This window comes from Psychrobacter sp. KFRI-CH2-11 (genome assembly GCF_038239325.1).
Lineage (GTDB): Bacteria > Pseudomonadota > Gammaproteobacteria > Pseudomonadales > Moraxellaceae > Psychrobacter > Psychrobacter celer.
In genome coordinates this window covers 2,188,097-2,215,083 of sequence record NZ_CP151283.1, presented here as the reverse complement: position 1 = coordinate 2,215,083, position 26,987 = coordinate 2,188,097, and the positions used below count along the sequence as shown (strand labels likewise).

Here is a 26,987-nt window from a genome sequence, read left to right as displayed (position 1 = left end):
GGGCGTTTAATAATTCGCTTAAGCATTATGATGGGCGGCTTATGATAATCAAGGAAGGTTATCAGTGGTATTAATTGAAGCAAGAGGACGGAAAAGATGGCTATGAATAAACAAGAACATGCACAATGGAGCTCAAGCTTTGGCTTCGTGCTAGCAGCGGTAGGGTCGGCAGTTGGGTTAGGGAATATATGGAAATTTCCATATATGGTCGGTGAAAGTGGGGGTTCCGCTTTTGTTATCGCTTATTTATTCTGTATCGCGTTAGTAGGTTTTCCGATTCTAGTCGCTGAGTGGTTGATCGGTCGCCGCGGGCAAAAAAACCCAGTCAATACCTTTGCTGATGTGGCCGCCAGCCAAGGCAAATCACGCAGCTGGGGTATCGTGGGTGCGTCAGGTATTTTGGGCGGTTTCTTAATTTTATCGTTTTATAGTGTCATCGGTGGCTGGGCGCTAAACTACATCACCAAAATCGCCTCAGGTGAGTTTGCTGGCCAAGATGGCGACGCAGTTGGTGCGACATTTGATGCTATGCTGGCCTCAGCCGGCACATTGACCATTTGGCATACGGTGTTTATGGTATTGACGGCTATCATCGTCGGTATGGGGGTGACAGGTGGTATCGAAAAAACCGCCAAGGTGTTAATGCCATTATTGGGTCTTATCTTGTTTGTCATCGTCGGTTATAACGTCATGAATGGCGGATTTGGTGAAGCGGTTGCTTACCTATTTGCTCCAGACCTTAGCAAGCTGACTGCAGACGTGATGCTTGCTGCGCTTGGTCATGCGTTCTTTACCCTATCTATCGGTATGGGCATTATGATTGCGTATGGCTCTTATTTGGGCCGTGAAGTTAACTTACTCAAGACCGCCCGTACAGTGGTAATATTGGACACCGTGATTGCCTTGGCCGCTGGTCTGGCAATCTTCCCGATTATCTTTAGCAATGGCTTAGATCCTGCCTCAGGTCCTGGTCTTATCTTTGTCAGCTTGCCAATTGCCTTTGGTAGCATGGGCGCAGGTACGATCATTGGTACTTTGTTTTTCTTATTGATTACCTTTGCCGCTATCACTTCATCGATTTCGCTACTTGAGCCGACGGTGGAGTTTTTAGAAGAGCGTACCTCGATGAGCCGTACAGTATCGACCATCGTGGCAAGTATTGTGATTTGGCTACTTGGTATCGCAGCCTTGTTGTCGTTTAACCTATGGGCTGATTTTACGATCATGGGCAACGGTGTCTTTGATGCTTTAGATAAGCTCACCAGTAAGTTTATCCTACCACTTACGGGTCTGGCGGCGATTGTCTTCCTTGGCTGGCAGATGGATCAGCGCAGTGTTCAGCAAGAGCTTGGTCTGTCTAATGGTACGTGGACGCTATGGCAGATTATCTCCAAGTTTGTAGCGCCAATCGCAGTGGTTATCGTGTTTGTGACCACATTGATGGATTAAAACGTTTGGCCATTAGCCTTTTTGAATGGCGCATACATCTATCAAGCAGCAAAAAGGGCTTAAGAATTTTCTTAAGCCCTTTTTTAGTCTGAATGATAGATAAAGATACAGAGAGATAGATGAACGTTTAAAGAGTTAGCGTAGGTTTAGCTCAGGCACCGTTTGACCACGCTTGGCATAAAACTCACTGACAAAGGCATCAAAGGTATCTTGCTCGATGGCGTCTCTGATGCCTTGCATTAAGCGCTGATAATAACGCAGGTTATGAATGGTAGCCAGCTGCGCGCCTAGCATCTCTTTACATTTATTGAGATGGTATAAATAGGCACGGCTAAAGTTTTGGCAAGTATAGCAATCACACTCAGGGTCTAGTGGGCCTTCATCGTTACGATATTGGCTATTGCGGATACGCACCACGCCTGCATTGTCTGTATCGCCTGTGACGAAGTAATGACCATTACGGGCGTTACGAGTGGGCATGACACAGTCAAACATATCGACCCCGCGGCGTACCGCCTCAACGATATCCTCAGGCTTGCCAACGCCCATCAGATAGCGCGGCTTGTCTGCTGGCATCGCATCTGGGATATAGTCTAGTACATCCATCATTTCATCTTTTGGCTCGCCGACCGATAGGCCGCCGATGGCATAACCATCAAAACCAATCTCAAGCAGGCCCTCGAGTGATTGCTGGCGTAGATCTGGGTACATACTGCCTTGAATAATACCAAACAGCGCATTGGTGCTGCCCAGTCTATTGTGCTCATCGACGCAGCGCTGGCCCCAACGTAGCGACAGCTCTAAAGACTTTTTGGCCTCATCGTGAGTGGCAGGATAGGGGGTGCACTCATCAAACTGCATGACGATGTCTGAGTTTAAGCTGTACTGAATCTGCATTGACTTTTCTGGTGACAAAAACACCTTGGCACCGTCGATAGGCGACTTAAAATTGACGCCTTCTTCGGTGATTTTGCGCATTGCACCAAGACTAAAGACCTGAAAGCCGCCTGAGTCGGTCAAGATAGGCTTATCCCAATGCATAAACTTGTGCAGACCGCCAAACTTGTCGATGACCTCAGTACCAGGACGTAGCCATAAGTGAAACGTATTGCCAAGGATGATATCAGCACCGATGGCTTCGATATCGCGCGGCAGCATACCTTTGACCGTGCCATACGTACCGACAGGCATAAAGGCAGGCGTTTGTACGTCGCCATGATTGAGATGGACAGTGCCACGGCGCGCACGCGTCTCGCCGCTGGCCGTTTTGTGTAAGACAAATTGCATATGATAACCGCTATGTAAGCTATGGAAATGGCGCTAATTATAGCATTGTTAAGGGTTTATTGGGACAGGGATGCCAATCTCAATTTTGTTGCTATTTATATTATGCGCGATTATGTGCGGCTCATAGCGCGTTATGAGGAGTGAACCTAAAATCGATATAAAAAAAGACAGCCATCTGCTGTCTTTTTTGTACTTCATAGTTGAGTTGTAAAATCAGGCGTTTTGCTTGCGGATGATGTTTAGCATACGGCGTAAGGGTTCGGCTGCGCCCCACAGTAGCTGGTCACCGACGGTAAATGCGCCGAGATATTCAGGCCCCATGTTTAGCTTACGTAGACGTCCTAGTGCCACAGTCAAGGTGCCTGTTACAGCAACAGGTGTTAAGCGGTTCATCGTGGCTTCCTTATCATCTTCGACCAAGTCCAACCACTCATTGCCGCTATTTTTTAGCGCCGCTTCTATTTCCTCTAGCGGGATGTCTTTTTTGAGCTTGATGGTCAGGCCTTGAGCGTGGCAGCGCATGGCACCGATACGCACACACATACCATCGATAGGGATGGTATTGGCCGCTGAGTTGCCAAGGATTTTGTTGGTTTCGACGCCGCCTTTCCATTCTTCGCGCGATTGCTTGTTTTCTAATTGCGCATCGATATAAGGGATTAAGCTGCCTGCGAGCGGTACACCAAAATACTGCTTAGGGAAGTCATCTGCGCGCTGGGTCTGCGCGATTTTTTTGTCGATATCCAAGATAGCGCTGGCAGGATCAGCCAGCTCGTCCTTGACCGCATCACGTAGTACGCCCATGCCTTCGATGAGCTCGCGCATGTTGTTTGCGCCAGAGCCACTCGCCGCCTGATAAGTCATGGCGCTGACCCATTCTACCCAGCCTTTATTAAACAGCTCACCGATCGCCATCAGCATCAATGATACCGTACAGTTGCCACCGATAAAGTCTTTTTTGCCACTGGCGAGCGCGCTATCGATGACATTACGGTTAACTGGATCAAGGATAATGATGCTGTCATCTGCCATACGCAAGGTGCTGGCCGCATCGATCCAGTAGCCATTCCAGCCGCTATCGCGTAGGGGCTGATGCACCTTTGAGGTGTAGTCGCCGCCCTGACAGGTAATAATCACATCACAAGCTGCGAGTGCGTCGATATCATGAGCGTCCTTTAATTGGCTGGTCTGTACGCCATCGAAGCTTGGCGCATCGCCACCTGCGTTACTGGTCGAAAAAAACACGGGCGTAATACCATCAAAGTCTTTTTCTTGCTGCATGCGCTGTATTAACACTGAGCCAACCATACCGCGCCAGCCCACCAAGCCTACTGTTAAATTACTCATGAAAACTAATCCTATTTACAATTATTTGTTGCGTCGCCAACCAATAACAATGCCGTGAATGCTCCCAAAAAGCAAGACGTTTTGGCAATTTTTAGCGGTTTTTTATACACTATTTGCTATGTTGATTATAACGTGATGTTATTAGGGCGTGTTGAACCTTCAACCATGGCACTGACAGAGACTATTTTTTAGACGATTCGAAGGTAAAAATAGTAAGCTTAGTCACTCTAAGCGTCTATTTTTACCAATGAAGCGGCAAAAAAGAGTCCTGTCCCTACGGCTGATGCTAAAATTGCGCCATACTGCGTTGCAAACCTAGCTAAGGCATCTGCATTATCGTCGCTTTGTGCCTTGTCTGGAAAAATTTTAGCGATCAGCAGTGCCTATTTGTGAATGTTCAACACGCCCTAGTATGCAGATACTTGACATTGTAATGTTTTATAGTTGTTGTCATATAATTCGGCTGTAGCAGTAGGCGTCACTGGATTGAAGTGCTAAAGTAAGCGCTAGCATCAGTATCGTGAGCCGTACGCCTAAAGATGCCTGAACACCCAACATATCTTATGCAGCGACAAACCAGAATTTCAACCAACGGTTAATACATACTATGGATTTTTCACTATTATATTATTCTGTCCAGTGGCTAGCAGGGCTTGTCGCGTTTGTGACGATTTGGGGCTGGCTGCCGCTGGATAATTGGTGGGTGCGCGGTGTCGAGTTTCCTCGTATTCAGATCATGGTGCTGGGGGTGATCGCTTGGGTTGGTATGCTGGTATTTTGGCCAGACTGGCAGCTAGGGCAGTGGTTATTGTTTGTGGTTTTGAGCCTCACATTGGTGTTTCAGCTAAGAATGGTGTTGCCCTATACCAAACTATGGAAAAAAGAAGTACAACAAGCAAAATCCAAACCTGCAGGGCAAGCGCATCAACTAAAACTCATGGTGTCAAATGTCCTAACGCCCAATGATCATACCCAAAAGCTGGTCGAGCTGGTCAAGCAAAAGCAGCCCGATATTTTAATCACCTTAGAGAGTGATAAAAGGTGGGAAAAAGCACTGGAGCAAATTGAGCCAGACTATCCTTATACCGTCAAGGTGCCATTAGACAATTTATATGGCATGCACCTATACTCGAAACTTGAACTGATCGATCCTGAGGTCAAGTATTTGATGATAGATGACATACCGTCGATTCACTCACAGCTGCGCCTGCAAAATGGTCAAGTGATTTGGCTATATTGCTTACACCCCATGCCGCCCAGTCCTACTGAAGCCGACAAATCGACCACTCGCGATGCCGAGCTGCTAATGGTCGGCAAACACATCAAAGAGCACGATCAAACCGCTATATTGGCAGGCGATCTTAATGACGTGGCCTGGTCGAAGACGACGCGCCGCTTTCAGCGCATCTCAGGCTTGCTGGACCCGCGTATCGGCCGCCATTTTATCAATACCTTTCATGTCAATTATCCATTTTTGCGTTGGGCGCTTGATCATATTTTTCACAGTGCTTGCTTCACAGTCGTTGATATTCAGCGTTTGCCGTCTATAGGCTCTGATCACTTTCCAGTCATGACGACGCTGCAGTATGAGCCAGAGGAAGCCGAGCAACAACAAAAAAACGCCCCAACGGCCGAAGTAGACGATATCAAAGAGACAGATAACAAAATAGAAGAGGGCAAAGAAGAAGGCGAAAAAGTCTCTAAAGAGCATGCTAAAAAGCAGCAGTTATTGGGATAGAATAGGGTAGTAGGCTAGATTGGTTCTAGATAAGTCACGAGCCGCCAAACAAGGCAAGTGTGGCAGTAAGCGGGTGTACAAATGTAAGCATATGCTTACGCGAAATAAGGTCTTTAGCCTCTAGGCGCATCAAAGTGATTGCCCTACAATACAACCATCAACACAAGGAGAGGCAAGGATGCAGTGTTGAGGCAGTATCGATAAAAGCACAGGTCAGCCCGCTGTCTTATAGATGACTGTTTATGACTTAGGATAAGTCGACATGGAAGAAATAATAATAACAACAACATGAAGCGCCGTAAGCCCTGAACCAATCGCCCTAGGTTCGGGGCTTTTCTTTGTGTTTAAATTTTTGATTTACAAAGATTTTTTATTAGAATAATTAATATTGGTGCCCAGTACGGTGCCCAGTAGGTTTTGCTTGGGACTTATTCATAGATAAATTCAAGAAATAAAAAGGCTTAAATAATGGGAATGTTCAAACCAATAGGGGAGTAGGGTTACTCTAAAACATTGAACATACCAGCAACTTAGGAATACTTTTTTATACTTGCACTTTGTTTGCATGGGGTTGAATTGCTAATCACTGCACGCGCTCAATAATGGCGCTAAAATGTGTGCGTTTTTAATGCATTTATGTGCATCGCGCATTGTGATTGTCTAAATATAGCTAATTTATAGCTACGTTTTTTAATGCGTTTGGCTGCATCATGCCAGCCTAGAGCCTAATCAGCATGGTTGCTGGCTAGTGTGTCGGTTAATGCCAGTCTTATTATTTGCTGGTGCCTTGGTGCGTGGTTGTTTTCTCTGTGAGTCAGTACCGATATAGGTTTGCGATTTTAGCACCAAGAGAAAAACGCCTTTTTTGGTTCCTGTTTTTTAGGCTTGGTTCCTCGCTTGGTGCGTGCTTGGGTCGCTTTCTTCGCGCTGGAATTATTCCCATAATTGGCGTTATTTTTATTCCTAATGCTTTTATATCTCCGTCCTCACGCCTTTGTGCGTATAGCTATTTCCACTTTATCGGCTTCTAAAACTAACAAGAAATTCTTCCTGATTATCGTCAGTTTCCTGTATTTTTACTCACCTTTAACTATGCCAGTGCCGATGCTTGCCAGCCAATAAAAAAGGCAGACGATAAACGCCTACCTTGTAGAGTTATTATGAGCGTTCACCGTGATAATGAGCTGTCACACCTACCAATATTCTTTTATACCTAAGAAAACGTGCCTAAACTGCCTAAATAGCTTGTAAGGCTCACCATATATAGCATTGAGTTAGTAATGCCCCCGTCCTAAGCGTGCCTAAATTGCCTTTATTGTGCCTAAATAGGCATGTTTTTAGGACAGTTTAGGCAAAAAAGGCACGGTTAGGCAAACGCCTTTACTAAGTAAAAGCCCCTAGCTATATGGGCTAAGGGCTATTTAGGCAAAAAAGGCACATTTTTACGCAAGTATCTTTATTTATAAAGCTTTGGATTGACCTCAATAATCTTTTTGCGTCCGTCCTCAATCTGTTTTATATGTAATTTACTTTCTAAATTATCAAGCTCACTTTGAAGTATGCGGTTATTCTTACGCATAGGCTTAGGTGCGCCATTATAAATATCAGTACGGTTTAACTTATGCGGCTTCTTACCCCTCGCTTTATTCACCAGCCAGCCGCTTAGCTTCTCACTGTCGTTCTGCTCACCTGTAGGTGTGGCATCAAGGTAGCGTAGGCGCTCGCTGGTTGAGTATTCCACAAGCATAAATGCCCGTTTAATATCATCAGTGGTTATCACCTTGCGCCCCTCAAAGAACGCCATAAGTGACGCTATGCGACTGGCATTTTCTGCCATACGTGAGGCATACGCTTTTAGATACTCTAATGCCTGCCCCTGTGCTTGGCGGTTCTCTATACCTTGTGCAAGGTCATTAAAGACTTGTCTTGTGTGGTTGTCCTCCCATCTTATTTTTAGGCGCGGCAATACGCCTTGCGTGTCTGTTGGCGCATTGGCTGGTAATGGGTCAAGTAAGCTCTGACAGCGTGACCAATACTCTATTAAATCAGGGTTGTTATGCGGATTGTCATTATTGCGCTGCTCGTCATTCAACACTCTTTTGCCGCGTAAGTCCTCAGGGCAAGCAATAAGCGCCCGTGCTAAAAACCCTTGCCCGTTCATGAGTGGGTCGGTTAATGCTGGCTCTAATATCACACGCTGACCTTGAAGCAGTAGCGTCATGCGAACGTCATAAGCATCAGTACGCGGTGTGGCATGGGCTGACTTTTGCGAACGTTGTCTTGATGCTCTGCCACTGCTATGTAGTTTTGTAATAGCGCCTAGTGCATTACCCGCTGTATCGCCTTTCATAGTGTGACCATTAAAAAATTGCGCTGCTTCATCAGTTGCCCATGAAGCGTTATTAATCTCACCATCGACAAGCTTATCTAAGATAGGTTCAATCGTTGCATCATCAAAAACCGTTTTGGGGTTGGTGGGCTTAGGCGTATTGCTTAGATACTCCTTTAATTCAGCGCCTTTCAATCCTACCTTGTCACTCTCCCATATATCTAAATCTATGAGATATTGCTCATACTGCTGGCGTTCATGCTCGTCTATTTTAAAGTGCGTTAAATCCATAACTCGCGTTTTACCGCTACCGCTTTCGCCCTCTGTTATCAGTATTAGGCTGGCTGGCATGTGCTTATGTCCCATCGGTGCATCAATAAAGCGTTGCCCTATATCTGCCAGTGCGCCTAAAACACAGTTACCTGCCATCGCAAGTGGTACTTGTGCATAGTACGCTACCAGCTCAATAACGCGCCTTAATAGACCTGTAAACGCATTTATAGGGTAGGGTGTGGGCTGGCTTGGGTCATTGGCTAATGGTTCAGGTTCGCCCCATGCCAGCGCTACAAATTCGATAGTTTTCGCATCAGCAATCAGGTTATTTATTAAGTCACCCTCATTCAATCTGCTAATGATGCAATCTATCGAGATATGAGCAATAGCATTCACGCCAGCCAAACGGCTTATTAACCTGTCTTTATGTTGAGCGGTGTCCATGATATGAATGGTGTGTACTTCGGCAAAGTGCCTTAATGCTTTATCAAACATGCTTTGATTAAGGCACGCTAAGACAGTGATATTAGGGTCATTAGTACTTAAATTAGCGTATAGCGTGACAGCATCACTTAAACTGGTCACTAGCCACCAGTTACTATCACGGCTCATTGAGCCAATAGAGTAGGCGCTTGCTTGTGTGGTGTCCGATATAATAGGCGGCTTATCACTATTGGGCATTTGCGCTGCCATGTTGACGGGTTCAGTCTTGTTATTAACCATAACAAGACCGTAACAACCTTTGGTGTTAGGTAGCTTGTCACCCTTGCTATTACCGCCTCTCATGCTAATATCATCATCTAGGTAGCGTGTATTATTAGTGTGATTGGTTGGCAGTCCTAAGTCATCTTGCAAGCTGTCCAACTGGCTTAAATCGGCATCTTGAGCGCGTTGTTCGGGTGTCGCATTATCAATATCAGCAATATAACCAATGAAGCCGCCCATGTTGTCCGCATGGGCTTTTTCATGACTGTCTGTTGGTGTGGTGGTCATCTATTACCCCCTGCTTTTGATTGGTTCGGCTTACGCTTGGCTTGATACTTCTTGTAGTAGCTTTTGCGCTTGGCGTGCTTACGGCTTTGTTTTGGTGGGTAGCGTTTCATTGGCTGCCCTCCTTGCCGTAGCGAGTCATTGCTAGGGTTTCTTTGATTGCCTCTAATTGGTCATGAAGTAGGTTTGACCACGTTACAGTAGCGTCCTGTGTTAATCGCGCCATTGATATAGCGGTGTGAGCGTCTATTTTCTCGTAGTGAATAAGTCCTAGTAACTGTCCAATATCATTCAATACAGTTATAGCGCCGCTAATATCACAAGCGATATGCGATAAATCATGTGACGATATAACAATCACCTCGTTATCGTCTGCCTCTGTGGTGTCTATGACTTTGCGTTGGCTGGTGTGGCTGCCACTGTATAGCGTTGCTATGGCTTGGCGATTGGCTGGCGTGTCAGCAAATAGGCTTGGCTGAAAGTCGTCCGTTTCGTTTTGATTAGCACGGACAAAATAGCCATTTCTATCATAGTAGAAGTAGCTGCCTTCATATTCTAATGCCAAAACATCACGCTTGCCGTATGGGTCATTGGTAAGTACAAACGGGTTAAGGCTCAATGATGGGCATAGAACGCTATCACCTGCCTTGAATGTGGCTGGTGTAGGGGCGCTTAGATTGATTTTGTTATCGTTGCTCATTTCTTACGTCCTCCACGTTAAAGGTTATTTCTGCTATGCGTGTGGATAGCTCTTTGAGCGACTCTACTTGTCTGTTGCCTGTAGGTAGCGAGCCAGCCAATCTTAATAGCTTATTTTCTGTTTCTACTATTTTGGTCAAGCTGTTAATAGCGGTCACATTGGCGTGTAGGGTAGTAATGAGCTGGTCGATAAAATCATCATTTATTATCAACATGCCCTCTCTTTTTAAATCGTTATCACTCATGGTCTGCTACCTCCTGCTTTGCTGTGGTCAGCATATAATCTAATTCGTCTGTAATGCCCTCCAGCGACTTTGACGCAGCTCTTAGGGCAGTTATGACGGTATTAATAAAGCCACCTGATACCGCGCAATCTACTTGCACGGCTTGCAATGCCATTGCTAGATGACTGGTATCAATATCGAGTAGCACTATCTGCTCATTGATATTTTCTAGCTGGTCGGCTGATACTGATATTTGATTACTCATTGATTGATACCTCGTCTTGTGTGATTAGCTTACCCATGATGTCCGCACTCATTTTGCTGGCGTGTTCGCTGTGTGCCAGTAGTGCAGAACGTACCGCTACAATCACGCCTTTGCTTGCTGGGTCGCTGGTTTCTATCAGGTTCAAGGCATAAGCAAGGCTTTCACAATCGTTCGATACGTCTTGCATGTAGTCGTCCACATGGCACAGCGTATAAGTATCAACTGCTACCAGCCGCGGTTTTAAGACTTCTAACTGTTCGGTTATGCTCATGGGGTCACCTCACTATCGGTAGTGTTGGCTGGCTGGTCTATCCAATAAGACTTATATCGCTTGCCGTTTTTCTCTATCATTTCATCTTGAATAACTATTCCTGCAGCGCGTAAGTCACTAATGCGCTGTAAGAAAGAAGTCATGCCGTACTGGTCGTAGGCTTGCATATTTGAAAGCCTTTTACCTGCCAGCAAGTGATTAAGGATTATTTGGCTGTGGGTTTGCTTGGTTGGCTGCTTTGAGGTAGTCATGGCTCATACCTCACTAGCTGAATGCTGGCGCTCAAGAAACGCTAATAAATCAGCATTCCTAAACATAGGAACACCGTTTACATCTACTGGTTTGGGGAATTTGCCAACTTTCCACCAGCGCCTTAGCGTTTGGTGGTGAAGTCCGATTAGTTCGGCAGTGGGCTTGATACGTGAATAGCCTTGAGGGTTTAGCGGTGCTGGCTGTTCGTTCGTAGAGGTGGGCTGATTGCTGTTAGTAACGTCTAACATATTCACTTACTCCTAGATAACGTCTGTTAAGGTGTAAGTGAATGGTATAGTTCTGGGGTAGATGGTATAAGGTCACATGACGGTCACATGACCCTTAAACTTTGATATGACCCTACTTCTTGCTGCAATTAATTTTTGCTCGATTGGCTCTTTTAAGCCACTCTGCTACAAAGTTCTTTGTCACTGGTGTGCCTTGTACTTGTGAGGCATTAACGATTAAATCATTAGCTAGACCCTTGCCCATTGGCGGCGATAAATCGTAGTCATGCGTTTTTAGAATAGCGTAAAGCATACAAGCTACTTTAGTTTGTGAGTTAGGCGCTAACTCCTTATCATCGGTCGGTACGTCTTTATATTCTTTTAGTTCTGCTTTAACTTCTGCAAGTTCCTTTTCAAGCTCAATTACGCGCTCTTTATCGGTCTTAGGTTCGCATTGGATTAGTGCTGGCGTGCCAAACGTACCTATGGTGGCTGGCTCGTCTAGCACATCACTACTTTTTGATGATATATATACTTTTACCTGTTCGATTGGGAATAATAAATTACTGATACCTATGTAGTGAGTATCACCACTGCTTAAACCATCGCGATAATCACGCTCATGGTAGTAGTCGTTGTGGTCATAGCCCCCTTTTTCTAAAGTAACCAATGCGCCCTTATCTTTTGTCCCGATTTCCTCATATATATAAGCGTTACTTATAACAAGCGTTTCTGTAAGCTGAAAAAGTAAATCGGTTAAATCGGGTAGGGTAAGATAGCCGTTAAAAGGTCTCGTGTCCTTTTTAGTAGATACAAGCTGCCCATTTTCATCTAGAAACCCTTCACTGACATATCTAGCATAAGGCAACACTGGCGTTACTTCTCCACGCCTGCATAAGTCTGCGAGCTGTGGCAAGCCAAAAGGTAAAAGCGTTTCAGGTAGGTTTTTTTGGAATACTTCTAGAGTTTGCTCTAAATTATAGTAGCTCATAATCACACGCCTTAACCCACACACCTTTAAAAAATAGGTGCAAGGCATGCCAGCCTAGGCGTGTGAAAATGGCTGGCGTTCGGGTAATTAGTCCTAGCCTTGCATAGTTGTTATAGTAGGGTATTAGCCCTGCTTTTGTTCTGCATGTTTGAAGTTTGCATAAATAACATTGTCTATCTTATTGGCTCGCATCTTGTCGATATAGTCCGCCCATTCATTCATCATCTTGGTTCTTACTTCGATAAACTTAAAACGGCTATATGCTCTGCCGTACTTGTTAATCATCTTATGCCCTAGCTGCATTTCAGTAATGAGTTCGTCATAACCGAGGCGCTCCATTTGCATAGTCTTGGCGCTGGCACGAAAACCATGTGGCGTATGTACGTCTAGATAGGTCTTGCCATTATTACCATAGTGGTTGAGCGCGTAATTAATCCTGCCAGTAGGCAATATTCCTTTCTTATTTTTTGGACTATGAAATACAAATTCATGATTGCCTGTTTGTTTATGCTGTTCTTGCAATATGGCAATGGCTTGCGGTGCCAGTGGTATGACCAATTCATCTACCATGTCCTTACGCCCTTTGCCCTTCAATGGCTCAAAAATCCATTGTTTAGCGTTGAAGTCTATATCAGCCCATTTCATAGCGCATATATCACCTACGCGAGCATAGGTTAATGCTAATAGTTTTAAGGCTGTGATTGTTGAGGGCTGCCTAGGGGTCATTTGGTCAATATCTCTAAGCAGTTGACCGAACTCACTAGGAGTAGTGATTGCTGGCTTGGGCTTATTAGCTGATGCCTCTAAACTTCTACTAGGGAATGCTCTTACTGGGTTCAGCTCTACCAGTCCACGATTGACAGCATGGTCAAAGACATAGTTCAGCACCGTCTTTGCATCTTGTCCTACTTCTATACCGCGTTCCTCTTGCAAGTCTTGGCAGAACGTTAATAACATAGTCATCTTTAATTGGTCGATAGGTACATCAGCCAACTTAGCATTGATATATTTCAACATTCGATTGTAGGTTTTTAATGTAGATACGCTAGGCTTTTTGCCTACCGCTAATCTACGCTCTAACCACTGTTCAGCAACTTTTTTAAAGGTATTGTTATAGCTGTTTTCAAGGTTTCTTTGTTGCTGCTCGCGGTGTTCTTTTGGGTCGATACCATCAGCCAATAGAGATAAATTATCGTAATATAGTTCTTTAGCACGCTTCAAACTGACGGCTGGATAGTCACCTATAGATAAGCGCGTTCTTTTGGTTCTTATGATGGGGTGAGTGTAGCGGTGCCTAAATTCTCTTTTGCCACTGGGTCTAATTCTCAATAGCAAACCATCGCAACCAGCTATGTTGATTTCGTAGTCTGCACTCATCAAAGGCTTAGCTTTTATTTGCTTATCATATTCAATAGGTTGCAAGCGTACTTGCTGATGGTCTGTGGACTCGTCTTTAATAGATGGTAGATTATTGGACTGCTTAGACATTTCGTACTCCTTCCAGTGGGCACCGTGATAGTTGGTGCCCAATATGGTGCCCAGTAATAGAGTGTTTAGATAAGTTCCTAGACGTTATCATAGGTTGTATGATACTGGCTTAATCCTTTATTTACAATGGCTTTGAGGGTTATTATAGAGTATGAGAAGTTACTAAGCGTTATCAATAATATACCCTAGGTTCGGGGCTTTTCTTTGTCTGCCTATCTTATCTTTATTTGCTAATCTTAACCGCTCCACCACCGAGGCGTTATACTCCTTAAATTCCATGCTACAAGCGCCGAGCTAAAAGAAACCAGACTGCTGACAAAGCCAAACTGCATAAAAAACAGACGACCATAAAAAAACCCTCATCAAAGTGATGAGGGTTTTGGCAAATACCATAATTGAATTAAAAATAATTCAAATTTTTACAACTAAAATGTGGCTCTCCAACCTGGGCTCGAACCAGGGACACACGGATTAACAGTCCGTTGCTCTACCAACTGAGCTATTGGAGAATAGGCTGTACGTACATGATACGTGACAACAAGACTTAGAAAGTCTCTAACGAGTTCTTGCTAAGTGGGGCGTATTCTAGCAAAGATAAAAAATACGTCAAGCCTTTTTTTGCATAAATTGCAAAGAATGTCATTTCAATGAGAAAAAATAGCTGTTTTATCAAAAGCCGGCATAAAAAAACGCCCACATAACAAATATGGGGCGTCTTTTTTATAGTTTTTAACAATCAAGCTATTTAGCTTAAAAGCCTTTTTGCTTATTCAGCGACGTCCAAGTCAGCCACAGCTTTTTCGATACGTGATAGCGCATCTTTTAGCGTCGCTTCGTCAGTGGCATAAGAGATGCGCATATAGCCGCCCAGACCAAAGGCATCACCAGGGACGACCGCTACGCCAACTTTATCCAGCAGCCATGCGGAAAACTCTGTACATGAAGACAGGCCAGCGGCTTTGATTAATGGCTTGATTTGAGGATAGACGTAAAATGCGCCATCAGGACGCAGGCACGTGATGCCTTTAATGGCATTTAGACCATCAACGACCAAATCACAACGCTTCTCAAAGGCTTCTACCATCGGTGCCAGTACGCTTTGGTCACCACTGATGGCGGCTTCGGCGGCCACTTGGCTGATAGAGGTTGGGCATGAAGTGGACTGCGACTGTACTTTTTTCATCGCGCCGATGAGTTTGGCAGGGCCACCAGCGTAGCCGATGCGCCAACCTGTCATGGCATAGGCTTTTGATACGCCGTTTAGGATGATGGCGCGCTCTTTTAGCTCAGGTGCGGCGTTTAAGATATTGTAGAATTTATCACCTGTCCAGCGAATGTGCTCATACATATCATCTGAGGCCACATAGACTTGTGGGTGCTTTTTCAATACTTCCGCAATGGCTTTTAGCTCATCCAACGTATAGATCATACCTGTTGGGTTCGATGGGCTGTTTAGCACTAGCAGTTTGGTTTTGTCCGTGATGGCGGCTTCTAACTGCTCGGCGGTGATTTTGAAGTCTTGTGCTGCTGGGCATTCGACGATGACGGGTTTACCGCCTGCGATGATGACCATGTCAGGATAGCTGACCCAGTAAGGCGCTGGGATGATGACTTCGTCGCCTGGATTGATAAAGGCTTGGGCAAGGTTAAAGAAAGACTGCTTACCACCGACCGATACTAGGATTTCATTTGGCTCATAGCTGATGTCGTTATCACGTTTGAACTTATCAATGATGGCTTTTTTGAGCTCTGGCGTACCATCGACAGCGGTGTACTTGGTAAAACCGTTATTGATTGCATCAATGGCTGCCTTTTTGATGTGCTCTGGCGTATCAAAGTCAGGTTCGCCAGCACCTAGGCCGATGATGTCTTTACCAGAGGCTTTTAGCTCTTTGGCTTTATTGGTAATCGCTAGCGTTGGTGATGGTTTGATGCTATTGACGCGGTCAGACAGTTGCAACTCGCTCATGAGGGATCCTTTTTATAGTGAAGGGTGGTTGGGGGTAGCTGATGTTAATTATATAACGTTTTTATCGTCATCAGGGCATGATGTCGGTATATAGTTAGCCCTAAATAAAACGGGCAATGACTATATAGGCCACGTGCTACTGATAGGTGGTTTGCGCGGCCTTTGTCGGTGTAGTGCCTATTGTAAAGTAGCTCAACTGTAAAGAGGCTCAACTATAGACTGAATATTGTAGCACGCTGATATTTCGCTGTCGCATGGGGCTGGTAACAAAAATTATGGTGATGCTGCATAAAATTCATCCCAGACACACTGTGTCGTTTTCTATTTATATTGAATTATCTATATTTACCGATGGGCTATTATTTATATTTTATTTACACAATGTAGACCATCTGATGACACAGGGGCGTTTGTGATATATAGCGAGCTGCTGTATAAATGATAAGCAAGCTAAAAACATAAATACGTGTACAACCCTTTAAGGAACATTATGCCGCAGTTCAACACCAGCTCCACCGCCAAAAAAGCCCCTTTAAACCACGAATTGTATATGTCGGTGCTGATGACGCCTGATATGGCAAATTTTATCGGCAATGTCCATGGTGGCGATTTGCTTAAGATGCTCGATCAGGTCGCTTATGCCTGTGCCAGCCGTTATAGCGGCAACTATGTGGTGACGCTATCGGTCGATCAAGTGATGTTTCGGGAGCCTATCTATGTCGGAGAGCTGGTGACGTTTGCTGCTAGTGTCAATTATGTGGGTACGACTTCAATGGAGGTGGGGATTCGCGTTGAGGCCGAAGATGTGCGTGCGCGTACGGTACGCCATACCAATAGCTGCTACTTTACCATGGTTGCAATCGATGACAATGGTAAGCCAACGCCAGCGCCGCCTCTTGAGATCAAAAACGAGATGCAGCAATGCCGTGCCGATGCGGCCTTGGCGCGCAAAAAGCTGCGTATGGAGAGCTCACACCGCCCCAGCTGCGATATTGATAAGATGACTGGCGAGCGAGGTGGTGAGCCGCGTAGCTAGAGCACGCCCAGCAATCTGCACGGCAGGCGACTGTTTTCTTTTTATTTCCCTATTTTTATCTCACTATCTTTGTATCACTGACCTATATAACCTGTTTATATGAGTCAGCGATAACGAGGCTAACATGACCATCAAGCCAAAAGACACCACATCGAATGACGCGTTAGCACCGAGAGGCCGTACTCGCGGCACAGGCACTGTCAAAAATCAGTCTGACGACCAGACACATCGCCATGCTAAGCCGGCAGATAAAAAGCCTGCGGGTTCATTAATTACGGTTTTGATCGCTGTTGGGGCAAATCTGATTATCGCCATTGCAAAGACGGTCGCGGCCTTTATGACTGGCTCTGCCTCTATGATTGCTGAGTCTGCGCACTCTTGGGCGGATGCTGGCAATGGGGCGCTGCTGATAGTCGCAGAAAAGAAGTCCGTCAAACCTGCCGATAGAAGCCATCCGCTCGGCTATGGTAAAGAGTCCTATGTCTGGTCGATGATTGCGGCTTTTGGCGTGTTTATGGCAGGCTCTATCGTCTCTATCTACACCGGTATCACCGAATGGAATGCTGCTGAGAGCGAGACCAACTATACCATCGGCTTTGTTATCTTGGCCATCGCCTTTGTCCTCGAGGGTTTTTCGTTGGTGCAGGCTTATTTGCAAAGTAAAAAACACGGCAAAGCCATCAATGTCAGTGCAATTGGTTATGTGGTCGACACCTCCAATCCAACACTGCGCGGGGTGTTTTTCGAGGACTTGGCAGCGGTTATCGGTTTGGTAATCGCAGCGGCAGCGATGGGGATGCATGCTTATACAGGCCAGCCGTTTTGGGATGCGCTTGGCTCCATCATCGTGGGCGTGTTATTGGGCGCTGTGGCGATATTTTTGATCAGTCGCAATCGCGACTTTTTGGTTGGTTATAAAGTGTCTGATAGCATGCACGATTATGCGCTCAGTGAACTCCTCAACCACCCTGATATCGATAGCGTGTCGTACCTGCATTTAGAGTGGGTCGGTCCCAAAAAGATATTTATGGTCGCTGCAGTCGATATCGCAGGTAACCAAAAAGAAGAAAAAATTGCGCAAAAATTTGAAGATATCGAAAACCAGTTTCGAGACAACCCCCTGTTTCAAGAAGCCATTCTCACGTTATCTGTGCCAAATGCAGCCGTGCTGACACCTCCTAGCGATGTAGAGAAAGCGCATCTTTTATAGCATGTTTTATGAGATCAGCCAGCATCTTAACCAGTGTATAAATGACAAAGTGCGGTTAGGTTGGCCCTAATAATAAACATCGCTTATTTATCACCACAAAGTCGTACTCACAAAAAAAGCCACCAATAAAGGTGGCTTTTCTATGATTATTTATCATTAATTATGATTATAAATCGATTTGACCGCTATAGATCAAGCCCGTATTACTTCTTTGGGGCATTGGCACCGATAAACCATGCGTCTTTGTCGACGATACGGCTCACCTCTGTCAATAGATCTGCCGTGTCTTCATCGCCTGCATCACCCGCGGTATCGATTGCCTCGCGCAGTGAGGCGGCGATGGTCTTGTAGCGCTTGGTCAGCTCGCGCACATGTTCATCGACCTCAGTGATATCGGTGGGGTACGTCTCTAAAATCGAATCCTCAACCACCCGTTTTGAGATGCCATTGGCTTTGCCGCCCAAAATTACGATGCGCTCAGCTACCGTATCATAAGCTTCTGTCAGGCGCTCATAGGTCTCATCTAATAACTGATGCACACCGATAAAACCTGTGCCCTGAAGATTCCAGTGGCACTGTTTGCTGTCCATGCTCAGATCGATCAGGTTGGCCAAATTGGCGTTTAGCAAATCCACCATTTTTTTGGCAGTCTCATCATTGATACCACTTGCATAACGTTCTCTCATATTTTGCTCCATTATTATCATTGTAAATGAAAAATTATTGGTTTAAGACCGTCTTAAACGTAATACTTAATTTGTTTTTATTGATGTATCCGTGGTCTTGCTGAATGAATCGTTATAAATGATAGCAGTTTGTCACGCGGTTGGAACCGTTAAGCATAGGCTTTATGAAGGGGTCATGTAATGGGTTTGTTAATCATGAAAACCTTTGTAAAGTTTGCAGGCGTTCTGTGAATTTTTATATTTAATCACATTTAACAAAGGTGGCTGATACCGCGAAAATGGCAGCAAAATATATCGCCACTTCATCATAATTTGACTAGGGCGTGTCTTTAATTCACTCGATAGTTATCTAAATGGGCTAAAAATGGCCAAATTTTGCCAAACATCGTCAAATAGCTAGTCAATATCCCGATATTAACGGCGCTATTTTTCTTGTTTGACCGCAATTTATCTCATTTTTATCACCATTTTTGAAATAACGACACGCCCTAAAAAAGAGCCTTTTGGACGCAAAAAGCTCTAATATGCAGCGATTGTATAACCTTTAAAAACGGCGGATGGGGCCCCATATTGTTATAAACCTTGAGAAGAAGAAAACCAATATGCGAATGCCCGAACCGCGCTCGTCGCGTCAGTTAAATCAATTGGCCACTCAGCTACAAGGCGAAGCTGAAATCAGTGGTGTCAATGCGTCAGGGACGCAGATATCAAGCCGCGCCTTTGAGATGGTGACCGACTTTGAGCCTGCAGGCGATCAGCCACAAGCGATTGAGAAATTGGTCAATGGTGTCAATAAAGGAATGGATGAGCAGTTGCTTCTTGGCGTAACGGGTTCTGGTAAGACTTATACCATGGCCAAGGTCATCTCCGAAACCCAGCGCCCGACCATTATCATGGCGCACAACAAAACCCTTGCCGCCCAGTTATATGGTGAGTTTAAGTCGTTTTTCCCCAATAACGCCGTTGAGTATTTTGTCAGTTATTATGACTATTATCAGCCCGAGGCGTATGTGGCGGCCAGTGATACCTTTATCGAAAAAGATAGCGCCATCAACGATCATATCGACCAGATGCGTCTATCTGCGACGCGCGCCCTGCTTGAGCGCCGCGATGCCATCATTGTCGCATCCGTCTCTTGTATCTACGGTCTGGGTGATCCTGAGAGTTATCTTAAAATGCTCTTGCACGTCGTCGTCGGTGACAAGATCGATCGTACCGCGACCATTAAACGTCTGGTCGAGATGCAATATACCCGCAACGAGCTGGATTTTGGCCGTGGTACTTACCGTCTGCGCGGTGAGCTTTTGGATATCTACCCTGCGGAGTCTGAGCAGCTTGCAGTACGTATTCATCTGTTTGATGATGAGGTAGAAAAAATCACATGGTTTGATCCTTTGACAGGCAAAACCGTGCGCAGCGTGCCGCGTATTACTATTTATCCAAAGTCGCATTATGTGACACCGCGTAATCGCCTTGAGGCCGCCAGCGAGACCATTCGTGCTGAGCTTGAGCCGCGTCTTGAGTATTTTCGTGACAACAATAAGCTGGTCGAAGCCCAGCGCCTCAAAGAGCGTACCCAGTATGATCTAGAAATGATTCAGCAGCTCGGTTACTGTAATGGTATCGAAAACTACTCACAGCATCTCTCTGGTCGGCCATGGGGAGAGGCGCCGCCGACGTTGTTTGATTATGTGCCAGAGGATGCGCTGCTGTTTATCGATGAGTCGCATGTGACGGTCTCGCAGATTGGAGCGATGTATAAAGGCGATAGATCACGCAAAGAAAACTTGGTGAACTATGGTTTTCGCCTGCCAAGCGCGATGAATAACCGGCCGATGAAGTTTGAAGAGTGGGAACGTATCAAGCCCAAGACCATTTATGTCAGCGCCACGCCAGCACAATATGAGCTTGAGCGTAGTGAGCAGGTCGTCGAGCAAGTGGTACGCCCGACGGGGCTGATTGACCCTGAGATTGAGATACGCCCTGTATTGACCCAAGTCGATGATGTGCTCTCAGAGATTACCAAACGCCGTGAGCTTGATGAGCGTGTGCTGATTACCACCTTGACCAAACGCATGGCGGAGGACTTGACCAGCTATCTTCAAGAGTATGATGTCAAGGTCGCCTATCTGCACTCAGACATCGATACGGTGGAGCGCATGCAGATTATCCATGAGCTGCGTACGGGTGTGCACGATGTACTGGTCGGTATTAACCTCTTGCGTGAAGGGCTTGATATGCCTGAGGTGTCATTGGTGGCGATATTTGATGCCGACAAAGAAGGGTTTTTGCGCTCTGAGAGATCTTTAATTCAGACCATCGGCCGCGCCGCGCGCCACTTAAATGGTAAAGCGATTCTTTATGCCGATCGTATGACGCCGAGTATGGAAAAGGCGATTGAGGAGACCGATCGTCGCCGCGAAAAGCAGATTGCCTTTAACATCGAGCATAATATCACCCCAAAAGGTGCGCGCCGTAGCATCACCGATAAGATTGATACCGGTGAGAGTGTGGATGCCAATGACAATCAAGTGATCCCAGTCAAGAGCAACCTGCCTGATGTTGATATCAGTATCTTGCGTAGCCCTGATTTGCTTGCCAAAGAAATCAAACGTTTAGAGAAGCAGATGCAGCAGCTGTCTCGCGATCTCAAGTTTGAGGAAGCCGCAAAAACACGTGACAAAGTCTTAGAGTTAAAAGCGCATTTGATCTGATAAATTATTTGTATTGTCATTCACATCTCTTTGTATTTAAGTTTTAAAAGGTGAGTTGCATATTTGTAGCTCACCTTTTTTATGATCTACTAAACACTTGAAATCATATGGCTTTTTGCCGAATACAATTAATAACTTATGTTTTGGGTTTGGGGAACTTGTAATCATACCAAATGCCACTTAATATGAGATCAATGATTAATATGAGATTAATGATTAAATGTGATCTTATTATCCACTGACAGTTAGGCGTATCGTCCATCATGCAAAATAATAAAATGATAGAGTTAAATGCGAACGAAAACTCGCTGGGCATGGCGGATTCTGCCAAAAAAGCCGTTACAGAGTCTTTAAGTGAAGGTTTTCGTTATCCAGATAATGCACGTGCTGCACTCATGAGTAAAGTTGCCAGCATTCATGGCGTGGCAGAAAACCAAATCTCATTGGGTAATGGCTCGACTGAAAATATGCGAGCTACCATTCAGATGCTGCAACATAAAGCATTTACGGAGGGCCGAGAGTTTCAGATGGTAATCCCTGTACCAACGTTTGATTGTGCAGAGATGTATGCAAACTCTATCGGGGCGTCTGTAGTCAAGATACCATTAACTGCCGAAAACTATGATTTAGATCTTCAAAGACTAAAAAAAGCGGCCGACGAGTTTAGCGGTATTAGCTTGTTATATGTTTGTAATCCTAATAATCCAACTGGAACCATTACATCAACGAACCAGCTTAAAACATGGGTAGGTAACGCACCAGACAACCACTACTTTTTATTAGATCAAGCTTACTTAGAATACGTGAATGACCCAAGCTTTGAGAGTGGGGTTGAGTGGGTAAAACAAGGATTATCAGACAACCTTATTGTGATTCATACGTTCTCAAAGTTATGTGCCTTGGCTGGTATGCGAGTGGGCTATGCGATTTCTAACCCGCAAGCTATTGAAGCTGTCGAAGCATTTATGTCTATGGATAACACCAACTTATCAGGTGCGGTCGCCGCCATTGCGACATTAAATGATGCAGAATTTTTAGATCTCAGTTTGCGCACGACCAATCAGTCGCGCCAGATGATTGAAACAGTATTGGACGAGCTTGGACTTCGCTACTTACCATCCCAGACCAATTTTATTTTTCATGAAATAAAAGGTGACTTAAAAACCTACATCGCTAGAATGCGAGGCAGTGGCATCAAGGTCGGTCGAGACTTTCCACCTGTCACGGGGTTCAACCGCGTAACGTTGGGTACGCCTGATGAGATGGCAGTATTTATCGAAGTGCTAAAGTCGTTTCGCAAAAAAGGCTGGGTGTGATAAGCCTCTAAACAAGCCATCCACTTTTACCAACATCAAACGCAGTTTTACATATCCCGCCTTAAAAAACAGCCGTGCATCTTATAGGATAAAGAAATCAAGCACGCTCTAGCCACCCGATGAATAAAAACCAGTATTGAGCGCTCGTCATAAAGATAAGTATAACGGCAGGGGCAGGCGTGCGACTGTATGGTTGAATCCTATAACACTGATGCCAGTAGTATTGGCAATATCAGCATTTTTAGAATAAGGACACGCACCAGTAAAAGCTATTAAGAATAAAGGATGGATATATGTTTGATATCAAGTCGTTTTTTAAGCGAGAAGTAGAAAAAAAGCTTATTGATGTGGATGATTATATTTTTATGCCTGAGCGCGTCGAGATGATACTCGAAGGCGGTCAGTTAAATTGCGTGCTAAACAGTGATGGCCGCGTCGATATTTTTTATAGTAAGCAGGGCGTGACAGAGGTCAGTTCAGCGGCGCGCAAGCATCCTTTTACCGCATTTGAGACCGAGTTACATCACGGTGTTTATGATGATGTGATTCATGATTTGATCAAAGAAGTCGATAAAATCATCGATAGCTCGTCCAAGTATTTTCGCCGCAGTAAAGTATTGTCAACGGCGGCGGCTTTGCCTAGCAGCTCGGCGGCGACTGATAAGTAGTCATCAGTGAACAGTGAATGCAGCAGATAAGTTGGAAGTCGCTATAAGTTTAGAGTTGCTAGATGCTTAAAAACCACAAACAGTAAAAGGGTGCGCCAGCTAATGCACCCTTTTACTGTTTATATCAACGCGGCACTGGTATAAATCTTTTTGCCGTACTGTGTCTGCACCGCTCGATGCTGCGTAAAACTCATCCCAGTCTCGCTGTTTCGTTTTTATACTGAAATACTGAAATACTGAAATACTGAAATACTGAACTCACTGTCGTTCAATAGTTCAGTGGGCGCTAAAGATTTATGCCTCGCTCATCGCTGCAGGGTTTGTTGTCGTCTTTTTGACGGATACGGCCTTGTCCGCCGCGGCTAGGGCAGCCACATTGCTGATAGGGCGAGATTGGGCTGCATCAACTAAATGATGGGCGCGTGATTGTGTGACCAATCCTTTGGCAAACTGGGTGCTACTATCACGGACGGTGAGCGTATCGGTATAGTACCACTCACACTGAAACGCTTGCTCGGTGATGTCTAGTAGCATATAGCCGTGGTCGGTTTGGTTGTTAAACTTTTGGTGCGGGTTGACGTCGGGGCCTGTATTTGGCTCAGTAAAGGCAAGTGAGGTGAGGGCGGGGCAAACAAACTCAACCGCCAGCGCGCCTGCACCAGTTGCTGGGTTATAGCTGTCACTATCAAAAGGGTTTTTGGCGACATCGAAGGCAAAAGAGGCGTGATAGTCCCCCGTCAACACGACGGTGTTTTTGATGTCGTTATTGTCAATATAGTCTAATAGACGATCGCGCGCACTGGCATAGCCGTTCCAGATATCGCCTGAACTGCTGGCAAAAGCGCCTTTAAAAGGTGACAAGATTACTTGCTGACCCAATATCTGCCATGTGGCGCCGCGGTGTTTGCTCTTAGACATATTTAGATAGAGCCAGTTTTCTTGCTCAAGCCCCAATAGCTGGCGTTCTGGCTCCTGACTGGCGGCCGCATCGAGCTTTTCGCGGCCAAAGATGCGCGTGTCGAGCATGTTTAAATCAAACAATTTACCAAACTCAAAACGCCGATAAATACGTAGCTGGCTGTCAAGCGCATTGCTCTTATCGTCCCGAATGGGCATCCACTCATGATACGCACGGACAGCCGCCATTTTGCGCTCTATATAGCTGCCTTTGCTGTCGTTATGAAAACGTGCACCCCCTTTCCATGAGTTATCAGCGATTTCATGATCGTCCCAAACCGCGATAAAAGGATGCTGGCGATGGCATTCTTGTAGGTCGATATCCGTGCGATAACACGCATAGCGTTGGCGATAGTCGTCTAGGCTGATGATCTCGTTTTTGGGAAACAGCGGGCGCTCTTCTATCAGTGACTGATCGCGATAAAACCCTTCCTTGTATTCATAGATATAATCTCCCAAATGCACCACGGCAGAGATATCTGCTTGTTTGGCGATATGGGCATAGCCATTAAAGTACCCAAAACCATAGTTGGAGCAGGACACCACTGCCAAGCGCACACGCTCTATCTCGCTCGCTGCCATATCAGACGGCGGAATGGTACGGGTACGGCCAGTAGGCGAAAGATAGCCCAAGGCTTCAAAAGCATAATAATACGTGGTATCAGGCTGAAGGGAGGTGGGATCGACTTTGATAGTAAAGTCAGAGGCGGCGGTAGCAATGGCGCGGCCTTGGGCGACGATATTGGTCAGATCAGGGTCTGTGGCGACCTTATAGCCGACAGGGATGCTGGTGGCATCAATACTGCCGTCATTGGTGATACGGGTCCACAGTATCACCCTATCTTGTAGTGGGTCGCCACTTGCGATGCCATGTACAAAGGGCTGGGCACCTTGGTAACCCAAATCATCGACGTCGTCTAGTGCCACCACGGGGCGCTCGTCATCGTCTGATGAGCAGGCGCTCAGCTGCGTCAACAGAGTCCCCGCCACGGTCGCTTGACCGCCCATTTTTATAAAATCACGTCTTTTCATCATTCATCCTTGATCTGATACAAAAGTAAAGTCCATTGACTGATAATCTATCGTAATAGACAGCGTGACGCAATCGTTAACCTGCCTATTGGCGTTATATCTACTGATAAAGGATTTTGATTAATGATAAAGGATTTTGACTAACGGGAGGTATGCTTGAGTAAATCGCATTCCATGACAGTCTGATTATTTCATAAAACTTGCATAGCAGCTCTGCAGTGATTTTGCGACGACTCGAGTAACCAGCTGCGTGCGATAGCTAGGGTCGATGGCCGCGTTGCCCAGCTCAACGAGGCTGACTTGCTGCGGGGCTTGCTCACTGACGCAGCCACAGACATTGCTTTTTATGGTTTCTTGCTGCGTCTCGGTCATGGCAACGCTAGCGATACGCCACGCATTTTGTTTTTCGATTTGGCTGCGGCATTGGTTGTCAATGGCTGCGCGAAACACATTCATACTGATCTCATTGGCGGTACCAATGGCAGTGCCAGCATCATTATTGACGCCGCCTATGGTGGTGCAGCCGCCCAAGGCAAGCGCAGTCAGTAAGGCAGTAGATGCCAGTGTTTTTTTTGTAAGCCCGTGTTTTTTCACAGAATACTCCTTGGGATGGTTATAAAAATAATGGTTGTAAAGGCAATGATTGTAAAGATAAATATGGTGCCACGATAGCCCTAAAAAAGCACACAAAAAAACCAGCGAAGGCCATTTATTTTGGTATTCGCTGGCGTGTTAAGATCGCGCAAAGCATCAAAGCGAGACTGAGATAAATTGATCCCAGTCTAGCGAACTGATGCAGCGTATCTTTTTTATTTAGTTCTTTTATTTAGTAATGCCGATATTAGACGTTTTTACCGTGCTGCTTTTGCTGAATGTCTTTGGCCAACTTATAGCAGTCGTTGATATGGTCGGTGGCGATTTTCTTAAAAATAGTATAGCCCATCGTTGCAGCCACCAACTGCCCACCCAACGGGATAAATTTGGTCACTTGCTTGGCGGCGATACGACCACCAAAACCTTGAATGGTTTTTTTGACGAGACCGCGCGTCGCCATCAATCCTGCAAAGTCAACCGTACGGTCTCTAATCGCGCTCCAGTGCACTTCGCGTGACTCCAAGTCAATCGCTGATTTACGGTCTTCGATCAAGCCAAAGCGCTCACTGATCTCAGGGATGAGCTGGGTCAACATGCCTGCATCGACTGCCACATCAAAAAATGGCACAGGTACGATGGCGACACCAGCTGAGACTCTGGCACGTTTTTTGACCAAACCCAGACATTCTTGTTTGACTTTATCAAGATCAAGATTGGGGTCGATGGTATTGGGGAGTTTTTCAGCGACTGGTGTGGTTTTCATAAAAGGTCCTTGTACGTTTTTTTAGATAATGAATAATAGGGTTTTTATATCACTCACAGTGAAAATATATAGATTGACATCTATTTTATGGATTTATCGGTAGCATACAATCATCGCTTTGTAGCAAAATGCAGAAAATTACAGTCACTGTGCACCGTTTTTGTAAATTTAGCCTAAGCCAGAGGTGTGCGCAAACATAGAGCGTAAGCACT

23 protein-coding genes and 1 tRNA gene are annotated in these 26,987 nt (G+C 45.5%); 7 read left to right on the top strand and 17 right to left on the bottom strand.

What is annotated here, in order from left to right:
* Positions 1 to 96: 96 nt before the first annotated feature.
* Positions 97 to 1,449, top strand: a complete 1,353-nt coding sequence (locus AADH33_RS09110) for a sodium-dependent transporter (RefSeq protein WP_348548702.1) — start codon at positions 97 to 99, stop codon at positions 1,447 to 1,449.
* Positions 1,450 to 1,584: 135 nt separating this feature from the next.
* Here the strand turns inward: AADH33_RS09110 and tgt are convergent, their stop codons facing one another.
* Both tgt and asd read right to left on the bottom strand, forming a co-directional pair.
* Positions 1,585 to 2,736: a tRNA guanosine(34) transglycosylase Tgt gene (gene tgt, locus AADH33_RS09105; protein WP_075101550.1), complete on the bottom strand. Its 1,152-nt coding sequence runs from the start codon at positions 2,734 to 2,736 to the stop codon at positions 1,585 to 1,587.
* Positions 2,737 to 2,949: 213 nt separating this feature from the next.
* A complete protein-coding gene (gene asd, locus AADH33_RS09100) occupies positions 2,950 to 4,083 on the bottom strand; it encodes an aspartate-semialdehyde dehydrogenase (RefSeq protein WP_317052626.1) in 1,134 nt (377 codons plus the stop codon).
* A 607-nt stretch (positions 4,084 to 4,690) separates the two neighbouring features.
* Here asd and AADH33_RS09095 point away from each other — a divergent pair.
* Complete coding sequence (locus AADH33_RS09095) at positions 4,691 to 5,821, top strand: endonuclease/exonuclease/phosphatase family protein (protein ID WP_348548701.1); 1,131 nt, start codon at positions 4,691 to 4,693, stop codon at positions 5,819 to 5,821.
* A gap of 1,456 nt (positions 5,822 to 7,277) precedes the next feature.
* On the opposite strand, the gene AADH33_RS09090 is transcribed toward AADH33_RS09095, so the two are convergent.
* The 11 genes from AADH33_RS09090 to AADH33_RS09040 form a co-directional block, all read right to left on the bottom strand.
* Positions 7,278 to 9,416: a DUF3987 domain-containing protein gene (locus tag AADH33_RS09090; RefSeq protein ID WP_348548700.1), complete on the bottom strand. Its 2,139-nt coding sequence runs from the start codon at positions 9,414 to 9,416 to the stop codon at positions 7,278 to 7,280.
* Between the two features lie 106 nt (positions 9,417 to 9,522).
* Positions 9,523 to 10,113: a hypothetical protein gene (locus AADH33_RS09085; RefSeq protein WP_348548699.1), complete on the bottom strand. Its 591-nt coding sequence runs from the start codon at positions 10,111 to 10,113 to the stop codon at positions 9,523 to 9,525.
* Positions 10,100 to 10,327 (bottom strand): hypothetical protein, encoded by a 228-nt coding sequence (locus AADH33_RS09080; protein ID WP_348548698.1) that lies wholly within the window; start codon positions 10,325 to 10,327, stop codon positions 10,100 to 10,102. The genes AADH33_RS09085 and AADH33_RS09080 overlap by 14 nt, the downstream gene beginning before the upstream one ends.
* A gap of 22 nt (positions 10,328 to 10,349) precedes the next feature.
* Positions 10,350 to 10,601, bottom strand: coding sequence for a hypothetical protein (locus AADH33_RS09075; RefSeq protein ID WP_348548697.1), 252 nt, complete (start codon positions 10,599 to 10,601; stop codon positions 10,350 to 10,352).
* Positions 10,594 to 10,872 carry a hypothetical protein gene (locus AADH33_RS09070; RefSeq protein WP_348548696.1) on the bottom strand — a complete coding sequence of 93 codons (279 nt, stop codon included), beginning with the start codon at positions 10,870 to 10,872 and terminating at the stop codon, positions 10,594 to 10,596. Before AADH33_RS09070 ends, AADH33_RS09075 begins: the two co-directional genes overlap by 8 nt.
* On the bottom strand, positions 10,869 to 11,123 hold the full coding sequence (locus AADH33_RS09065; RefSeq protein ID WP_348548695.1) for a helix-turn-helix domain-containing protein: 255 nt from the start codon (positions 11,121 to 11,123) through the stop codon (positions 10,869 to 10,871). Before AADH33_RS09065 ends, AADH33_RS09070 begins: the two co-directional genes overlap by 4 nt.
* A 3-nt stretch (positions 11,124 to 11,126) precedes the next feature.
* Positions 11,127 to 11,372 carry a helix-turn-helix transcriptional regulator gene (locus AADH33_RS09060; RefSeq protein ID WP_348548694.1) on the bottom strand — a complete coding sequence of 82 codons (246 nt, stop codon included), beginning with the start codon at positions 11,370 to 11,372 and terminating at the stop codon, positions 11,127 to 11,129.
* Between the two features lie 112 nt (positions 11,373 to 11,484).
* Positions 11,485 to 12,342 (bottom strand): hypothetical protein, encoded by an 858-nt coding sequence (locus AADH33_RS09055; RefSeq protein WP_348548693.1) that lies wholly within the window; start codon positions 12,340 to 12,342, stop codon positions 11,485 to 11,487.
* A gap of 123 nt (positions 12,343 to 12,465) precedes the next feature.
* On the bottom strand, positions 12,466 to 13,830 hold the full coding sequence (locus AADH33_RS09050) for a tyrosine-type recombinase/integrase (protein WP_348548692.1): 1,365 nt from the start codon (positions 13,828 to 13,830) through the stop codon (positions 12,466 to 12,468).
* Positions 13,831 to 14,263: 433 nt separating this feature from the next.
* Positions 14,264 to 14,339, bottom strand: a tRNA-Asn gene (locus AADH33_RS09045).
* Between the two features lie 257 nt (positions 14,340 to 14,596).
* The gene (locus AADH33_RS09040) at positions 14,597 to 15,799 is read right to left on the bottom strand and encodes a pyridoxal phosphate-dependent aminotransferase (RefSeq protein ID WP_348548691.1); all 1,203 of its coding nucleotides are present in this window, start codon (positions 15,797 to 15,799) and stop codon (positions 14,597 to 14,599) included.
* Between the two features lie 490 nt (positions 15,800 to 16,289).
* Between AADH33_RS09040 and AADH33_RS09035 the strand changes: the two genes are divergently transcribed.
* The gene (locus AADH33_RS09035) at positions 16,290 to 16,835 is read left to right on the top strand and encodes an acyl-CoA thioesterase (RefSeq protein ID WP_075101554.1); all 546 of its coding nucleotides are present in this window, start codon (positions 16,290 to 16,292) and stop codon (positions 16,833 to 16,835) included.
* A gap of 124 nt (positions 16,836 to 16,959) precedes the next feature.
* Positions 16,960 to 18,045, top strand: a complete 1,086-nt coding sequence (locus tag AADH33_RS09030; protein WP_348548690.1) for a cation diffusion facilitator family transporter — start codon at positions 16,960 to 16,962, stop codon at positions 18,043 to 18,045.
* 203 nt (positions 18,046 to 18,248) lie between these two features.
* On the opposite strand, the gene dps is transcribed toward AADH33_RS09030, so the two are convergent.
* Positions 18,249 to 18,731 carry a DNA starvation/stationary phase protection protein Dps gene (dps, locus tag AADH33_RS09025; protein ID WP_348548689.1) on the bottom strand — a complete coding sequence of 161 codons (483 nt, stop codon included), beginning with the start codon at positions 18,729 to 18,731 and terminating at the stop codon, positions 18,249 to 18,251.
* Between the two features lie 602 nt (positions 18,732 to 19,333).
* On the opposite strand from dps, the gene uvrB reads away from it, so the two are divergent.
* The 3 genes from uvrB (at position 19,334) to AADH33_RS09010 (ending at position 23,429) form a co-directional block, all read left to right on the top strand.
* The gene (gene uvrB, locus AADH33_RS09020) at positions 19,334 to 21,445 is read left to right on the top strand and encodes an excinuclease ABC subunit UvrB (protein ID WP_348548688.1); all 2,112 of its coding nucleotides are present in this window, start codon (positions 19,334 to 19,336) and stop codon (positions 21,443 to 21,445) included.
* Between the two features lie 263 nt (positions 21,446 to 21,708).
* The gene (locus AADH33_RS09015; protein WP_348548687.1) at positions 21,709 to 22,761 is read left to right on the top strand and encodes a pyridoxal phosphate-dependent aminotransferase; all 1,053 of its coding nucleotides are present in this window, start codon (positions 21,709 to 21,711) and stop codon (positions 22,759 to 22,761) included.
* Between the two features lie 293 nt (positions 22,762 to 23,054).
* Complete coding sequence (locus tag AADH33_RS09010) at positions 23,055 to 23,429, top strand: hypothetical protein (protein WP_348548686.1); 375 nt, start codon at positions 23,055 to 23,057, stop codon at positions 23,427 to 23,429.
* A 294-nt stretch (positions 23,430 to 23,723) separates the two neighbouring features.
* Here AADH33_RS09010 and AADH33_RS09005 read toward each other — a convergent pair whose 3' ends face one another.
* The 3 genes from AADH33_RS09005 to AADH33_RS08995 all read right to left on the bottom strand — a co-directional run bounded on the left by AADH33_RS09005 (position 23,724) and on the right by AADH33_RS08995 (position 26,775).
* A complete protein-coding gene (locus AADH33_RS09005) occupies positions 23,724 to 25,421 on the bottom strand; it encodes an alkaline phosphatase D family protein (protein WP_348548685.1) in 1,698 nt (565 codons plus the stop codon).
* A gap of 183 nt (positions 25,422 to 25,604) precedes the next feature.
* Complete coding sequence (locus tag AADH33_RS09000) at positions 25,605 to 26,012, bottom strand: hypothetical protein (RefSeq protein WP_348548684.1); 408 nt, start codon at positions 26,010 to 26,012, stop codon at positions 25,605 to 25,607.
* A 247-nt stretch (positions 26,013 to 26,259) separates the two neighbouring features.
* On the bottom strand, positions 26,260 to 26,775 hold the full coding sequence (locus tag AADH33_RS08995) for a hypothetical protein (RefSeq protein WP_075101043.1): 516 nt from the start codon (positions 26,773 to 26,775) through the stop codon (positions 26,260 to 26,262).
* Positions 26,776 to 26,987 lie beyond the last annotated feature (212 nt).

Coding starts and splice junctions, on each gene's coding strand:
- AADH33_RS09110 (WP_348548702.1), top strand. CDS start 97: ATGGCTATGAATAAACAAGAACATGCACAATGGAGCTCAAGCTTTGGC.
- tgt (WP_075101550.1), bottom strand. CDS start 2,736: ATGCAATTTGTCTTACACAAAACGGCCAGCGGCGAGACGCGTGCGCGC.
- asd (WP_317052626.1), bottom strand. CDS start 4,083: ATGAGTAATTTAACAGTAGGCTTGGTGGGCTGGCGCGGTATGGTTGGC.
- AADH33_RS09095 (WP_348548701.1), top strand. CDS start 4,691: ATGGATTTTTCACTATTATATTATTCTGTCCAGTGGCTAGCAGGGCTT.
- AADH33_RS09090 (WP_348548700.1), bottom strand. CDS start 9,416: ATGACCACCACACCAACAGACAGTCATGAAAAAGCCCATGCGGACAAC.
- AADH33_RS09085 (WP_348548699.1), bottom strand. CDS start 10,113: ATGAGCAACGATAACAAAATCAATCTAAGCGCCCCTACACCAGCCACA.
- AADH33_RS09080 (WP_348548698.1), bottom strand. CDS start 10,327: ATGTTGATAATAAATGATGATTTTATCGACCAGCTCATTACTACCCTA.
- AADH33_RS09075 (WP_348548697.1), bottom strand. CDS start 10,601: ATGAGTAATCAAATATCAGTATCAGCCGACCAGCTAGAAAATATCAAT.
- AADH33_RS09070 (WP_348548696.1), bottom strand. CDS start 10,872: ATGAGCATAACCGAACAGTTAGAAGTCTTAAAACCGCGGCTGGTAGCA.
- AADH33_RS09065 (WP_348548695.1), bottom strand. CDS start 11,123: ATGACTACCTCAAAGCAGCCAACCAAGCAAACCCACAGCCAAATAATC.
- AADH33_RS09060 (WP_348548694.1), bottom strand. CDS start 11,372: ATGTTAGACGTTACTAACAGCAATCAGCCCACCTCTACGAACGAACAG.
- AADH33_RS09055 (WP_348548693.1), bottom strand. CDS start 12,342: ATGAGCTACTATAATTTAGAGCAAACTCTAGAAGTATTCCAAAAAAAC.
- AADH33_RS09050 (WP_348548692.1), bottom strand. CDS start 13,830: ATGTCTAAGCAGTCCAATAATCTACCATCTATTAAAGACGAGTCCACA.
- AADH33_RS09040 (WP_348548691.1), bottom strand. CDS start 15,799: ATGAGCGAGTTGCAACTGTCTGACCGCGTCAATAGCATCAAACCATCA.
- AADH33_RS09035 (WP_075101554.1), top strand. CDS start 16,290: ATGCCGCAGTTCAACACCAGCTCCACCGCCAAAAAAGCCCCTTTAAAC.
- AADH33_RS09030 (WP_348548690.1), top strand. CDS start 16,960: ATGACCATCAAGCCAAAAGACACCACATCGAATGACGCGTTAGCACCG.
- dps (WP_348548689.1), bottom strand. CDS start 18,731: ATGAGAGAACGTTATGCAAGTGGTATCAATGATGAGACTGCCAAAAAA.
- uvrB (WP_348548688.1), top strand. CDS start 19,334: ATGCGAATGCCCGAACCGCGCTCGTCGCGTCAGTTAAATCAATTGGCC.
- AADH33_RS09015 (WP_348548687.1), top strand. CDS start 21,709: ATGCAAAATAATAAAATGATAGAGTTAAATGCGAACGAAAACTCGCTG.
- AADH33_RS09010 (WP_348548686.1), top strand. CDS start 23,055: ATGTTTGATATCAAGTCGTTTTTTAAGCGAGAAGTAGAAAAAAAGCTT.
- AADH33_RS09005 (WP_348548685.1), bottom strand. CDS start 25,421: ATGATGAAAAGACGTGATTTTATAAAAATGGGCGGTCAAGCGACCGTG.
- AADH33_RS08995 (WP_075101043.1), bottom strand. CDS start 26,775: ATGAAAACCACACCAGTCGCTGAAAAACTCCCCAATACCATCGACCCC.